The organism is Prosthecobacter sp. (assembly GCF_044232965.1).
In the GTDB taxonomy this organism is placed as follows: Bacteria; Verrucomicrobiota; Verrucomicrobiia; order Verrucomicrobiales; family Verrucomicrobiaceae; genus Prosthecobacter.
In genome coordinates this window covers 1-14,082 of record NZ_JBIIKX010000026.1, presented here as the reverse complement: position 1 = coordinate 14,082, position 14,082 = coordinate 1, and the positions used below count along the sequence as shown (strand labels likewise).

General features: G+C 58.8%; 10 protein-coding genes. 7 read left to right on the top strand and 3 right to left on the bottom strand.

All coding sequences use genetic code 11. The features are described from left to right. The first annotated feature begins 19 nt into the window (after nucleotides 1–19). The 3 genes from ACILSI_RS12770 to ACILSI_RS12760 all read left to right on the top strand — a co-directional run bounded on the left by ACILSI_RS12770 (nucleotide 20) and on the right by ACILSI_RS12760 (nucleotide 3,292). Nucleotides 20–2,074, top strand: a complete 2,055-nt coding sequence (locus ACILSI_RS12770) for a CHASE2 domain-containing protein (RefSeq protein ID WP_395722268.1) — start codon at nucleotides 20–22, stop codon at nucleotides 2,072–2,074. A gap of 97 nt (nucleotides 2,075–2,171) precedes the next feature. Continuing rightward, the gene (locus tag ACILSI_RS12765; RefSeq protein ID WP_395722267.1) at nucleotides 2,172–2,651 is read left to right on the top strand and encodes a hypothetical protein; all 480 of its coding nucleotides are present in this window, start codon (nucleotides 2,172–2,174) and stop codon (nucleotides 2,649–2,651) included. Nucleotides 2,652–2,674: 23 nt separating this feature from the next. Next, nucleotides 2,675–3,292, top strand: a complete 618-nt coding sequence (locus tag ACILSI_RS12760; protein ID WP_395722266.1) for a hypothetical protein — start codon at nucleotides 2,675–2,677, stop codon at nucleotides 3,290–3,292. Between the two features lie 18 nt (nucleotides 3,293–3,310). Here the strand turns inward: ACILSI_RS12760 and uvrA are convergent, their stop codons facing one another. Both uvrA and ACILSI_RS12750 read right to left on the bottom strand, forming a co-directional pair. After that, nucleotides 3,311–8,926: an excinuclease ABC subunit UvrA gene (gene uvrA / locus ACILSI_RS12755; RefSeq protein ID WP_395722265.1), complete on the bottom strand. Its 5,616-nt coding sequence runs from the start codon at nucleotides 8,924–8,926 to the stop codon at nucleotides 3,311–3,313. Nucleotides 8,927–9,058: 132 nt separating this feature from the next. Continuing rightward, nucleotides 9,059–9,721 carry an ester cyclase gene (locus ACILSI_RS12750; RefSeq protein ID WP_395722264.1) on the bottom strand — a complete coding sequence of 221 codons (663 nt, stop codon included), beginning with the start codon at nucleotides 9,719–9,721 and terminating at the stop codon, nucleotides 9,059–9,061. 173 nt (nucleotides 9,722–9,894) lie between these two features. Between ACILSI_RS12750 and ACILSI_RS12745 the strand changes: the two genes are divergently transcribed. The 3 genes from ACILSI_RS12745 (at nucleotide 9,895) to ACILSI_RS12735 (ending at nucleotide 12,171) form a co-directional block, all read left to right on the top strand. Continuing rightward, nucleotides 9,895–10,278: a hypothetical protein gene (locus tag ACILSI_RS12745; RefSeq protein ID WP_395722263.1), complete on the top strand. Its 384-nt coding sequence runs from the start codon at nucleotides 9,895–9,897 to the stop codon at nucleotides 10,276–10,278. Between the two features lie 134 nt (nucleotides 10,279–10,412). Further along, nucleotides 10,413–11,381 (top strand): hypothetical protein, encoded by a 969-nt coding sequence (locus tag ACILSI_RS12740; protein WP_395722262.1) that lies wholly within the window; start codon nucleotides 10,413–10,415, stop codon nucleotides 11,379–11,381. Between the two features lie 139 nt (nucleotides 11,382–11,520). Next, a complete protein-coding gene (locus ACILSI_RS12735; RefSeq protein ID WP_395722261.1) occupies nucleotides 11,521–12,171 on the top strand; it encodes a hypothetical protein in 651 nt (216 codons plus the stop codon). A 339-nt stretch (nucleotides 12,172–12,510) separates the two neighbouring features. Here ACILSI_RS12735 and ACILSI_RS12730 read toward each other — a convergent pair whose 3' ends face one another. Continuing rightward, nucleotides 12,511–12,879 carry a hypothetical protein gene (locus ACILSI_RS12730; protein WP_395722260.1) on the bottom strand — a complete coding sequence of 123 codons (369 nt, stop codon included), beginning with the start codon at nucleotides 12,877–12,879 and terminating at the stop codon, nucleotides 12,511–12,513. Here ACILSI_RS12730 and ACILSI_RS12725 point away from each other — a divergent pair. Then, on the top strand, nucleotides 12,851–14,082 hold a 1,232-nt coding region (locus ACILSI_RS12725; RefSeq protein ID WP_395722259.1), incomplete at its 3' end, for an IS1380 family transposase. The two genes, ACILSI_RS12730 and ACILSI_RS12725, sit on opposite strands and share 29 nt — an antisense overlap.

Sequence of the window (14,082 nt, the reverse complement as noted above, 5' to 3'; positions counted from 1 at the left end):
CTAAAGACAAAATCCAACTGTGCGTCTCGGCTTGTGGAAATATGCGCCAGCGATTCTGGGGGGATTCTTAATCCTCCTACTCTCGTTGTTGCTGCTGTTTGGAAAGTGGATCCCCGGCTTTCAGTTCGTCGAGCGTTTGGAACTCATCTCCTACGACTGGCGCGTGCGGCTCTCACTGCAAAGCGGCGGAGGAAGTGATGACTTTGGCGTCATCGCGATCGATGAAAAGACGCTGGCCGAACTCAATCGCAGCCGCGGATTCCAATGGCCCCTGCCGAGGATGCTTTACGCGCAAATACTTCGCGAGTTGAACGCCCAAGGCGCAGCAGGCGTGGTATTCGACATTTTTTTCCTCGATCTCGACGATCCCAAGGTAGTGCCCCCGCTTCGACTCGTCAGCGGCGGAACTATCACCTCGGATGAATACTTCGCCCAGACCCTGAGCAGTTCTCCCAACGCCATTCTCACTGCGCCTGGCGGCGCGGCCGGCCGCTTGGCATTGCCAGCCGATTTGTTTCGCTCCAAAGCTCAACGCCTAGGCCACGCGGTGCGCACCACGGACGAAGATGGAGTCCTGCGCCGCATCAAACCGTTCGTCGATGATCCTGACGCCGGGCGTCTTTGGCATGCAGGCATCGTGCTTGCCTCGGCCAAGTTGAAGTTGAAACTCTCTGAGGCCAGCGTGGAAGCGGATCGCATTCTTATTCCAACGGAAGCAGGCGGACAGCTCGTTCTACCTCTCGATCACACCGGTGGAATGCTGGTGAACTGGACCATGCCAGTGGAGGATACGCGCCTGCGCTTCCGGAACATGCTCTCCGTTCTCGGCGCTGCCGCTCATCGCGCCAAAGGCAACGAGGTCCCTAGCATTTGGAAAGACCGCCTGGTCGTGATCGGCTCCACGGGCGTTGGCAGCAACATCGCCGATCTCGGCGCCACCCCGGTATCCCGGCAATCTTTCCTATTCAGCACAATCTGGAATGTCGCCAATTCTCTGACTGCCGGCCAGTTTGCTCGTGAACCACACCCGTGGGTCCAGGTAACTTTGCTCGCAGCATTCACCGCCCTTTCGGGATTCGTCAGTTGGCGTCTCCGTGCATTGTTTGCAACCGGCGCGGTGATTGGCCTCGCGGCCATCTACGTGGTGCTCGTCGTCTGGATCTACCTTCGCTTTCGCCTTGTCCTACCGATCGTACTTCCGGTCGCCGGGGCCTTGCTCATGACGCATGCCACCATGGTGGCCTTCCGCATTGTTCTCGAGCGCGGCCATCGCCGCAAAGTACGCACCCTGTTCCAGCACCTCGTCTCACCGAACATCATGGACCTGCTCATCGAGCATCCCGACCCCTCGTATGGCACGCAGAAACGTGAACTGACCGTCCTCTTCGCCGACATTCGCGGCTTCACCGATTACACCGATCAGCAGCGCACGGCGGCGGAAAAAGAAATTCAGCACCTCGGCCTCACAGGCGCCGAAGCCGATCAATGCCACGACCGCCACGCCAACGAGGCCATGGAAACCGTGAACATGTACCTCTCCGCCATCGTGGACGCCGTCAAAAAGCATGATGGCACGCTCGACAAATACATCGGCGACTGTGTCATGGCCTTCTGGGGAGCGCCGTTGCCCCACCCGCGCCACGCCGAAGCCGCCGTGCTTGCCGCCATCGATGCCCAGCGTGCCATCGCTGCCCTTAACGGAGAGCGCGAGAATGAGAACACACGCATTGTCGGCGAAAACAAGAGGCGTGAGGACAGCGGCGAGTTGCCCCTTCCTGCCCTCCCCCTGCTCACCGTCGGCATCGGCATCAACACCGGCACCATGACAGTCGGTTTCATGGGCTCCTCAAAACACCTGTCCAATTACACCGTGTTCGGGCGGGAGGTGAACATTGCTTCCAGGCTGGAAAGTTTTGCCGGCAGGAGCAGAATCGTTGTGAGCAATTCAACGCTGAGCGCATGCACAAGGTCGATGCCTAGGCCGTCGGCTCCGGATATAATCTTCCAAGAAGCATCCGAGGTCGCGATAAAGGGCATTGCTGATCCCGTCAGAGTTCATGTGGTGAACTGGTAATAGCCCCAGTATATTTTTCTTCCTGTGGCAGGCGTATTCTGATACTTTGCAGGTGATTTGTATCAAAAATCCAAGCATCTGGATGTCATCCACCTCAATGAAAGCATACAAAATAAAATTTCGCCCGGCAAAAAAAGCAGGAGCCAAAACCACGACCGGTGTGGTGATATATAATCAATACACCGGACAACTGTTCGTCGCAGACGAAACCTACGACCTGCAAGACGGGGACGTGATTCAGACAGACGATACCTATTATCTGGGTGGATCAGATCCGGTGCCATCCCCGCCGCCGCCGCCTGATGATTTTTATGTTTACCCGGTAGCCGATCCAACGCAGGAAGTGATGTGCTATTACTCGGACCCGGTTGTGACTGATCCAAACTATGCCGGTGATCCGGCGTGGACCAATTATCCGGAGGATCCCCCGCCTCTTCCCGCCGCCCCCCCCGCCGATCCTGGCTATGTCGAAATCGACCCATCCTACTTCGAATCCTATGATGAGTATTATGATGAGGGTGATGAGCCTGTTTACTCGGGAAGCGATTGCGATGGAAGCATTGGCATCAGAGGATAACACCAACTGGAGGATTTCACACTATGGCTGACATTATCACCTTGGAAGTATGCAGCATTGGAGCAGGGGCGAAAGTTCGGTACTCCAATGACGACTGGGCAAACTCAAGCGAGCTTTTGCCAACATCATCTTTTGGTTCTGGTTCAAAACCATACTATCAGCTCGAATTGAAGAAGGGCGTCGGCCCCAAACCCAAACGACCGAAGCAAAGCGTGCAACTGGCGGTGGAGCACGCCACCGGCAACGGTTCTGCCATCCTGCGTCTTTTTGCCACCCGCGGAAGGACGGGCAAGTTTTGTGAGAAAAAATCCGGCGTTCCTGGCCCGGCGGGAATGAAAAAACATTCACAGCGCATGATTGGCCGAATCATCATTGAGGGGGGCAAGATTATTTTCCGCTCCCCTGATCCCCTGGACGCTTCAAAGCTCATCAAAAGAACACGGTTCATGGAAAGCCTTCCAGCGAGAAAAAAACAACCCAACAACCACAAACCTGATTCTGGTGACTCCCGCACCTTCAACGTGCAGGTGACCAAGAGTTCGTTGCAGAAGATTTCCACGAAGACGCGCAAAGCGGAACGAGGCCTGCTCATCAGTCATGGCACGCTCCACATCGCGTTGTCACCAAGCGTTGAAACATAGGAAGGCATTTGCCACGGGTCACAAAAACCGCGCCGTCCGGCTCTCCTTGCACTTCTTCACCTGCTCGGGCGTTCCTGCGGCAACGACGCGACCGCCTTCCGCGCCTGCTTCAGGGCCGATGTCGATGAGAAAGTCGGCTTCGGCATACACATCGGGATGATGCTCGATGACGACGACGGTGTGACCTTCATCGACGAGGCGGTGGAGGACGTCGATGAGTTTGGCGACGTCCTGGATGTGCAGGCCGATGGTGGGTTCTTCGATGAGGTAGAGATTGCGTTTCCCAGCCTTGGTGATGCCTTTGAGCTGCTCCTTGAAGGTGCGGCCGTCGCCGCTGCGCAGTTCGGTGACGAGTTTGATGCGCTGCGCCTCGCCACCGCTGAGCGTGGGGCTGGGCTGGCCGAGCTGGAGATAGCCCAGGCCGGTGTCGGCGAGCAGTTTGAGCGGCCGTGCGATCTTCTGCACCGGCGCGAAGAACTCCGCCGCCTCGGTGATGCTCATGCGCAGCACTTCGCCGATGTGTTTGCCGTTGTACTCGACTTCGAGTGTCGCGGCATTGAAGCGCAGGCCGTTGCAGGTCTCGCAATGCACGCGCGTGGTCGGCAGGAAGGCCATCTCGACTTTGATCTCTCCATTGCCGCCGCAGGTCTCGCAGCGTCCACCTTCGGTGTTGAAGGAGAAACGGCCCGACGTGTAGCCACGCGTACGCGCCAGCGGCACCTGCGCGTACAGCTTCCGAATGTCATCCAAAATGCCCACATACGTCGCCGGACACGAGCGGCTCGTCTTCCCAATCGGTGATTGATCCACCTCATGTACCGTCTGCAAATTCTCAAACCCACTCACGCTGCTCCAGGCCCGAACCCCTGTGCCCTTCGCCCTTCGCCCTTTGCTAATCTTCTCGCGCACCGCCGGCGAAAGCACTCCATGCATCAGCGAACTCTTGCCACTGCCGCTTACGCCCGTGAGCACCGTCAAACGGCCAAGCGGAATCGCGGCATCGACGTTTTTGAGATTGTTCGCCGTCGCGCCGGTCACACGCAGCCAGCCGTCTTTCGATTTGAGCGCAGGCAAGGCTCGTCGCTCGCCGCGTGACGGATGTTTGAGCGGTTTGTTCAGGCTTTGGCCCGTCACACTCTTCTTGTTCTTGAGCAGGTGCGCCAGCGTGCCTTGCGCGATGACTTCGCCGCCGAATTTGCCCGCGCCGGGCCCGAGATCGAGAATCGTGTCAGCACGCCGCATCGTTTCGTCATCGTGCTCGACGACGAGGAGCGAGTTGCCTTTGTCCCGAAGCGCGGAGAGCGTGTCGAGCAGCTTCTCGTTGTCGCGCGGATGCAGGCCGATGGTTGGCTCATCGAGCACATACAACACACCGCGCAGATTGCTGCCGAGCTGCGCGGACAAGCGAATGCGCTGTGCCTCGCCACCACTGAGCGTGTCCGCGCTGCGATTGAGCTGGAGATAACCCAGGCCCACCTCCTGCATGAATTTGAGCCGCTGCTCGATCTCCTTCACGATGTCGCGTGCGATGATCGCCTCCGTGCCCGCAAATTTGAGTTTGCTCATCAATTTGCCTGCATCGCCCGCTGTGAGCGAGGTGAAGTCTTGAATCGTGCTGCCTTGAAGCTGCACCGCGCGGCCGATCTCGTTGATGCGACTGCCGTGGCAGCTCGTGCAGGTCTGACGCGGCGCATCTTCCTCGTCCTCGCTGTTGAAACGGCGTTCTTCCTCCATCTCGGCCTCCAGCACCGACACATCGGGCTGGCGATCACCCAGATCGAGTTTGCGGCCGACGACGCCAAATCCGCGGCAGTCTTTGCACCAGCCATGCGGGCTGTTGAAGCTGAACAGCCGCGGATCAAGCTCCTCAAACGACAAACCGCATGAAGGACAGCTCATCTCTGTGCTCAGCACCGATGTCGATTTATCCGCCAAGCGCAGCTTGATCGTGCCCTTGCCCATTTTGATCGCCGCTTCGACCAGCGGACGCAATTTCTCATCCGAATCGGCCTTCGTGACCTTCGCGATGACCGCATCGATGTTGTGCTCTTTGAAGCGTTCCAGCCGTTGGAAGCCCAGCGTCTGACGAAACTCGCCATCGACGAGCAACTTCTCGATGCCATGCCGCTGCGCATGATCCGCCACCTCGTTGTGGAATCCTTTGCGCGCCTTGATCAGCGGTGCCAGCAGATGCAGCGGCCCTTTGGTCGCCTGCTTCATCACCGCAGTCAAAATGGACTGCACGCTCTGCTTCTTCACCGGCACGGCGCACTTCGGGCAATACTGCGTGCCCAGCTTTGCAAACAGCAGGCGCAGGAAGTGATACGACTCCGTTACCGTCGCCACGGTTGATTTACCACCACCACGCGAGATGCGCTGCTCGATGGCCACCGTCGGCGGCACACCCGTGATCAAATCGACCTCCGGCTTCTCCATCTGCTCCACAAACGTCCGCGCATACACCGACATGCTGTCCAGGAAGCGCCGCTGCCCTTCCGCAAAGATCAAATCAAACGCCAGCGATGACTTGCCCGAGCCGCTGAGGCCGGTGACGACGACGAATTCATCACGTGGGATGTCGAGGCTGATGTTCTTTAAATTGTGCTCACGTGCGCCTCGGATGCTAATGACGTTCTTCGTTTCAGGTTTCAGGTTTAAAGTTTCAAGTTGGCGCGTGCGGTAGCTAGCAGCCGATTCGTCAACGCGGCTTGCAACTTGAGACTTGGAACTTGAAACCAACTCACGGAGATAACGCCCCGTATGCGAGGCCTCACACTTCGCCACCTCCTCCGGCGTTCCCGCAATCACCAGCGCACCGCCCGCAGCGCCGCCTTCCGGCCCCAAATCAATGACCCAGTCGGCGCATTTGATGACTTCGAGGTTGTGCTCGATCACCAGCAGGCTGTGGCCTTCGTTGACGAGGCGTTGCAGCAGTTTCACCAGCAGCGCGATGTCATCGAAGTGCAAGCCGGTGGTTGGTTCGTCGAGCAGGAGCAGGCTGCCGGAGCCTTGCTTCGCTTTGGGATCGGTAGGGTTCTCGATGAGGTGCCCGATGAGCTTCAAACGCTGCGCCTCACCGCCGGAAAGCGTGTTGAGCGGCTGCCCGAGCTTCAAGTAGCCGAGTCCGGCCTCGTTGAGCATCTGAAGCTGCGTCACGATCTGCGCGGCTTTCTTTGACGACTCAAACAACGTGCTGCTGAACCACGCCACCGACTCCTCGGCGGTCAAACCGAGCACTTCGTGAATGCTTTTGCCATGCAGCAAGATTTTCAACGCATGCGGCTGGTAACGGCGGCCTTCGCATTCGGGGCACATCACATAGAGATCGCTGAGGAACTGCATCTCGATCTTCTCGTAGCCATTCCCCGCGCAGCGCTCGCAACGGCCTTCGCCGGAATTGAAGCTGAAGAAGCCCGGCATGATGCCCTGAGCCTTCGCATCCTCCGTTTCAGAGAACAGCGTGCGAATGTGATCAAACGCACCAAGAAATACCGCCGGTGTGGATCGCGGTGTGCGTGCCAGCGGCGATTGATCCACCATCACCACCTCGCGCAAGTCTTCATATCCCGTGATCTTGCTCACGCGGCCCGGTTCTTCTTCACAAACCTCCCCACGCAGCTTTTGTAGGTTCCGGTAGAGCACGTCATGTACCAGTGTCGATTTGCCGGAGCCGCTGACACCCGTGACGCAGCAGAACACGCCGAGCGGGATGTCCACATCGAGCTTCTTGAGGTTGTTTTGGCGTGCACCGAGGATCTTCAGCAGTTTTGTAGCCCCTCCTTTAGGCGGCTTCGAACTGATTCCGCCTGAAGGCGGGACTACGGAACGGCGTTGGGTGGGAACGGGCACCGACTTTCTTCCAAACAAGTAATCTCCCGTCAGCGAACCCACCTTCGCGCTCAACTTCGACAGCGGTCCGCTGAACACCAGCTCGCCACCTTTGTCACCACGCCCGGGACCGATGTCGATGACGTTGTCCGCGCTGCGCATCACGGCTTCTTCATGTTCGACGACGAGCAGCGTGTTGCCTTTGTCGCGCAGGCCTTCCATGACTCCAATGAGGCGACCGATGTCACGCGGGTGCAGGCCGATGCTCGGTTCATCGAGAACAAAAAGCGTGTTCACCAGCGAAGCGCCGAGACAGGTCGTCAAATTCACGCGTTGCAACTCGCCGCCGCTCAAGGTGCGTGTTTGGCGATCCAAATTCAAATAACCGAGGCCCGCACGATCCATGTAGCTGATGCGACTGGCGATTTCATCACGTAGCATCGCGGCGGCGTGATCGCCGTCTTTGAGCTGCCAGGATTGCACGAGCGGATGCAGATCGCTCACCGGCAGACGCCAGAGATCCGCCAGCGTGTGCTTGCCGATGCGGAAGTTGTGCGCTTCCTTCTTCAAACGCCCGCCGCCGCAGTCCATGCACTCGGTGTAGGCGCGGTAGCGGCTCAGGAACACGCGGACATGCATCTTGTAACTGCGTGATTCCTGCCACTTGAAGAACCCGCGCACGCCATACCACTCGCCGTGGTTGTAAGCCTCCTCGGGATCATCCCGCGTGCCTTCGATGAGCCATTTGCGATCCGCATCGCTGTAATCTTCAAACGGCTTGTGAATATCGACACCGCGCTTCCGCGCAGCGCGTTCGAGGTCGAGCTGCGACTCGCCGTAGGTGCTGCCTTGAAACGGACGGACCAGACCTTGATTGATGCTCAGCGATTCATCCGGAATCGCCTTGCCCATGTCGAGACCGAGCGTGCGGCCAAAGCCGCGGCACGTCGGACACGCGCCGATGGGTGAATTGAAGCTGAACAAGCCCGGCGTCGGCGCTGGAAGCGTTATGCCACAGTCCGCACAGCTCCAATCGGTCGAGAAATGCCGAATCTCATCGTCGATGTTTGTCGCGACCTTGCCTTTGCCGAATCGTATCGCCGCTTCCACCGCCTCGCTGATGCGAGCGCGTTGTTTTGAGTCGAGCGTGACGCGATCCTGCACCACCATCACCTGCGCGGGCAGTTTGCGCTCGGTGATTTCATCGAGGCGCACGATCTTTCCATACAACCAGATGCGGACAAAGCCCTGCGCCTGCAAGAAGGCCGCAAAATCGGACGAAGCCGTGTCCTTCGGCACCGGAACGGGAAACAGAATCAGCGCCTGCTTCACCGTGTGACCATGCAGGAGCGTGTGCAGGATGCTCTCCGTCGTTTCCGGCTTCACGGGCTGCTTGCATGACGGACACGTCGCCGAGGCGATGCGCGGGAACAGCATCTTGAGGTAATCATTGATCTCTGTGATCGTACCGACCGTCGAGCGCGTGCTGCGCATGTTGTTCACCTGCTCGATCGCGATGGCCGGCGGGATGCCCTCGATCGAATCCACCTGCGGCTTGTCCATGCGCTCGAAGAACTGCCGCGTGTAAGGCGAAAACGTCTCCACATAGCGCCGCTGCCCTTCCGCATAGATCGTGTCGAATGCCAACGACGACTTCCCCGAGCCGCTCGGCCCCGTAATCACATTCAGCTTCCCCAGCGGTAGATCGAGATCGATTCCCTTCAGATTGTTCTGCCGCGCCCCGCGAATGCGGATGACGTCGTCAGAAATGGGGCGGCAGGCAGTTTTTTTCGGAACACGAGACATGGGGGGACGACGAGAGTAGCGATACGCCCTGAACTGGCAAACGGGCGCTCAAGGCCCCAAAAGATTCGCTCCTCCGGCTGATAGCCGCTTGTCCGGGCCTTCCCAGAGGAGTCTGGCGTGCGAGTCTCTAGTTTAGAGACCGGCTGCGCGCTGGATCAGCGTGTTCGCCGGCAGGCTGGGATCACGCACTTTCGCGGCGCTCTCACTGCCGGCCACCGGCAGCTTGCTGCCATCCAGCAAGCCCAGTTGGAGCAGCACGGAGGCCTGGTCCCAGTAGATGTGCTCATGCGACACCTTGCCTTCACGGAATCCGATGATTGCCACCAGGGCCACCTCGACCTTTTTCCCTGTGGGAGGAATGCCAGGCAGCATCCAGTCCATCGGGACTGTGTGAGTGAACTCAAAGATCATTTCGTCCACGATCTGCGTGTCGCCGATGGTGCGTGAGACCTGCGTGGTCTTCGTGTCCGGCGGCATCTGCGGAATGAAAAAGCGGGAATAGAAGTCCCGGATCTCCTTCAACCCGCGCCCGCCGGTCATCGTTGGCACATGATTGACATGCCCGCCCTCGATCATCGTCGCCATCGTGTCATCCACATTCTTGGTCGCAAACTCGGACTTCATATGCTCCTCCCAGACCGCCTTGAGCTGCTCCTGGGCCGAGGACAGTGCCGCGCCCGCATCCGTGGCAGGCTGGCCTACTAAAGCGGCTCCCACGGCGGCCGGGCCGGAGACAACCGCGCTCTTCACAAAATGACGACGACTCGCATTGGCTGCTTTTTGGGTCTTTTTCATGAAGCAATGAGATCATACCGGGCCATGGGATGTCGAGTTTATTTAAAAACGCTCGTTCCAGGCGCTGCCTGACGGCGGGTCTTTGGCCCGTACGGCATGTCAGTGGACTTGATCGAAGTGCAAAGGGACGGATACTCTGTTTGCTGGTACGAGCGCATAAGACTTCCTCGCCTGTGAAAATCACCTTCATGATATGCGACCAGAGAGGCATCCTGGTGGAGACTTTCGGGGCGCCCATCGCGTTGCTTTGCGAATTCGTGGAGGAGCTTGAAGGGGCGGAGCCTGAGTGGCTCAACTTCATTCGACACCCTGGTTATGTGATCGAATACAGCTTCGACGGCGAACCTTCCATGCATTCACCTGCCGAGGCTGTCGCCTGCTTGAGACGCTTGCGCGGTCTCGCCGTCCAGCATGGGCAGCAATGGACGAGCGACTCGCGTTGGCCTCAGTATTGGTGGGATGCCGAAGAACTCGTGGACTGGCTCGACTCGACAATTGAAGCGCTCGAAAGCGAGCCGCCCGAGTCACTCATCTACGCGGTGGAGCAACATGGGTGAAGACGCTCCACGGGTATTCTGTCGTGACTTTTGTGCGTCGGCAGGTTCGGGTGAATCGCTGAGAGACGCCCTGGAACACATTCGTTCACGGGCGAAGCACTCTTCCGCCTCTCCATTTCAAACCCATCCACCCCATGACCCGCCTCTTCTCTCGAATCTCATTCATCGCGTTTGCTCTCGTTTCGCTTTCCATGGCGGCTGGTGCCGAGGGTGAAAAGAGATCGCTGAACGTGCTCTTCATCGGCAACAGCTTCACGGCCCGGCACAACCTCTCCACCGTGGTCAAGGCGATGGCCGAGGCGGGGCAGCCGGGGCTCACATTCAACCGCACGGACGTCATCTATGGTGGCCGCACGCTGAAGGATCACTGGCGGCTGGGCACGCAGAACATCGTGAAGCAAGCGACGCTCACCGAGGCCGAGGAGAAAGCCACGATTGCTGCGCTGGAGAAGGCCGCTGCGGACGATCCGAAGGACAAGTACGCCCCGAGCGCCCTTGCACGGCATCGGGTGCTGCTGCCAAAGATCGAAAGCAGCCGACAGCGCTGGGATGTCGTGGTGCTCCAGTCTTACCGCGATGACATCGAAGGCGATCCCACGCTCTATGCCGAGTATGCGCCGAAGTTTGCCGAGCTGGCGAAGGCACAGGGTGCCCGCGTGATCTTGTATGAGACCACACCTTTGACCCAGAACGACAAACCTCTCACCGCCGCGCCCGATTCCGCACCGATCCTGGCCAAGGAACGCGCCATCGCCGCGCTGGCGAAAAAGATCGACGCTGGCGTCGCTCCGATGGCGCTCGTGGCGCATCGCTGCCAGACCCAGCGGCCGGATCTGACGCTGCGCTTCGTCAATGACGCGCATCTCAACCAAACCATGGCCTACCTCACGGCCTGCACGCTTTATGCCGCGTTGTTTGAGAAAAGCCCCGTCGGTCTGCCCATTGACGCTGTCACCGACATCCGCCACCTCGAAGGCGAAAGGAATGACAAGACGAAGGATCGCGATGGCAACCCCATCACTCGCCAGTTCTCCGACCAAGACCGTGCCGACCTTCAGCGCATCGCCTGGGAAGGCTGGTCGGAGTTTCAGACGCTGCGGTGATGGTTTTGACGGGCTGCCGCCGTACTTGGCTCCCATGAGTCGGCTGCCACATTTCGTTGAGAGGGAGACCTTGGGCTTGTGGCGAGGCATTCTTCTCGCAGGCTTGTGCGGCATCGCGACGTTGCGTGGAGCCGATGCCATGCCGCAAACTCCGCCGCCGGACGACGATGGAGCGATTCCACAATCCGTGAAAGACGGGCACTTTGAAGAACTCCTCACAAACTCGCCTTTCACGCGTTCCTTGGGCGTTTTCGATTCGATCATCCTCACGGGTGTCGCGCGCACCGAGAACGACGTCCTTGCCACCCTACTCGACACCAAGACCATGGAGTCTCATGTGGTCTCCAAAACGGCCAATTTTCAGGGATGGCAGTTGGTCGGTGTTGAAGGCTATCCAGCCGAGATGCGGACATGGTCGGCAAAAATACAGGTCACAGGAGGGCAGGTCATCACCGTCCGCTACCAACAGCCGCCAAAAAAAATCGTTCGGGCAACCACAGGCGGTGGTGGTTCCAGCGGCGGTTCGGGTGGTAACACCCCGCCTTTGAGCTCGGCCCAGATGGACGAGGCGAAAAATGCCGCCGTGAACTACAAGGAAGGCTTCAACGCGGACGGCTACCCCCGCCAGCCGCCGCCGGAGATGGTGGCCAAACTCTCGCGTCTCAGCGTCTCGCAGCGCGAGGACATCAACAAACAAATGTTCGGCCTGCGCAACCAGGGCCTCGGCCTGGACGAACGTCGCAAGATCTATGAGAACCTGGTGGACCGGACGACGCAACGGGGACGTTGAGGCCCTCTCCTTTGCTGGCTTCATTGTCTTCGCTTCTTTCCTCAACTTCATCTCGGCTGCCAATCGAAGTTGCGCCCCCAAATCTCGGGGGAACCTGCACTGCACAAAGGGCGGGGAGCGTTATCTGTTGGTCCGTTTCTCTTCATGAATGTTCCCAAACAAAACTGGCTCATCAGCCACCGTCACATGCACCTGCCGAACGGGGTGAACACGCTCGGTTATCAGATTCTGTAGTCGGGAGCGAATTACACGTTCAGCAAAGGACTGAAGCCACTGGAACGTCATCGTGCGAACATCACGCCCATCCCGGGCCTACATCATCCACAGGGCCTGGGCTCATCATTTCGGCCAGAGCATCTGGCTCACGGGCGCGAAGGTGGGGCAAGGCGAACGTAACAGCATTTCACTGGACCAGTTCATCGAGGAAAAGGCCGTGCGCACGCGCGCTTCGCCTCGTTGGAGATCAGCCACACCGGACGCTCGTTGGCTCACCATCGTGACGGCATCGAGCTGAAGCCCGGCGAGGCCTTCATCCCGGATCATGCAATAGAACAGTAGCAAAGAACCGGAGAGCCCTTCAAGGCAGGGAGTTGACGAGTATGCAAGAATCACCGGAATGGTGAACCTGCCGATTGAATACTCTGACAAGCCGGTGACGCCTTTTGGCGGCATGGCGCTGATGAAGCGCTTTATCGACCAGACCGGCATCCGGGAGCATCTGGCCACGTTGGATCTGCCTCAAGGCGGGTCGAATCGAGCCTACGATGCGGTGCAGATCATCGAAAGCTTCTGGCTCGGGATCTGGACGGGAGCCAGCCGTTACATCCACTGCGACTGGTTGCGCCAGGATCAAACGCTAGCGGCCATTTTTGGCTATGAGAGCCTGCCGAGCCAAAGCACCTACAGCCGGTTCTTTGGCAAGTTCTCGCAGGCACGCAACACCGCCGTGTTCCCGCCATTGCAGAGGTGGTTCTTCTCGCAGATCAACGTGGGCGCAGTGACGGTGGACTTCGATAGCACGGTCATCACGCGCGATGGCAGTCAGGAAGGCTCGGCCAAAGGTTACAACCCCAACCGCAAAGGGCGCAACTCGCACCATCCGCTCATGGCCTTCATCAGCCAGACACGCATGGTGGCCAACGCATGGCTGCGCCCTGGCAACACGGCGGCGTGCTCCAACTGCGTGGAGTTCATGCGCGAGACTTTCGACGAGGCGATGTCAGGTGTGAAAGTGGGCCTGGTGCGTGGCGACAGCGGTTTTTACACCGACGAAATCCTGAGCGCTTTGGAAGAGCGCAGCCTCAACTACATCATCGCCGCGCGGGCCTACTCCAATCTCAAGAACGAGATCCACGGCATGAAGGACTGGGTGAAAATCTGTCCCGGTATCGCGGTCAAAGAGTGGCGGCATCAGCCCGCCGATCCCAAGGCCAAAGCGCGTCGGCACATCGTCGTGCGCAAGCAGATCAGCCGACGCCCGCAGGCCGGAGGCAAGCTGCTCTTCGAGGATCTGCCCGACTACCGCTTCAGCCTGTATGTGACCAACCTCAACCTGCCTCTGGATCAAATTTGGAACATCTACAACAGCCGAGCGGACTGCGAGAACAGGATCAAGGAACTAAAGCAGGACTTCGGGCTCGACGCGTTCTGTCTGCAAGACTTTTGGGCCACGGAGGCGTCCTTCCGCTTCATCATGGTAGCTTACAACCTGATGAGCCTGTTTCGGCATTTTGGGCTCAACAGCCACAACCAAGCCACCTTGGCGACGCTAAGGTCCTATTGCTTTGCAATAGGCGGGTGGATCAGCCAGCACGCACGCAAACGGGTGCTCAAGCTCTCGCTGCCTCAGAAAAAGCGCCCCTGGATGGACGCGATCTTCCGCCAAATCGAGGCCCGGCCACCACCCTTCGC

Coding starts and splice junctions, on each gene's coding strand:
- ACILSI_RS12735 (WP_395722261.1), top strand. CDS start 11,521: ATGCCGCAAACTCCGCCGCCGGACGACGATGGAGCGATTCCACAATCC.
- uvrA (WP_395722265.1), bottom strand. CDS start 8,926: ATGTCTCGTGTTCCGAAAAAAACTGCCTGCCGCCCCATTTCTGACGAC.
- ACILSI_RS12730 (WP_395722260.1), bottom strand. CDS start 12,879: ATGCCGGTCTGGTCGATAAAGCGCTTCATCAGCGCCATGCCGCCAAAA.
- ACILSI_RS12750 (WP_395722264.1), bottom strand. CDS start 9,721: ATGAAAAAGACCCAAAAAGCAGCCAATGCGAGTCGTCGTCATTTTGTG.
- ACILSI_RS12740 (WP_395722262.1), top strand. CDS start 10,413: ATGACCCGCCTCTTCTCTCGAATCTCATTCATCGCGTTTGCTCTCGTT.
- ACILSI_RS12765 (WP_395722267.1), top strand. CDS start 2,172: ATGAAAGCATACAAAATAAAATTTCGCCCGGCAAAAAAAGCAGGAGCC.
- ACILSI_RS12760 (WP_395722266.1), top strand. CDS start 2,675: ATGGCTGACATTATCACCTTGGAAGTATGCAGCATTGGAGCAGGGGCG.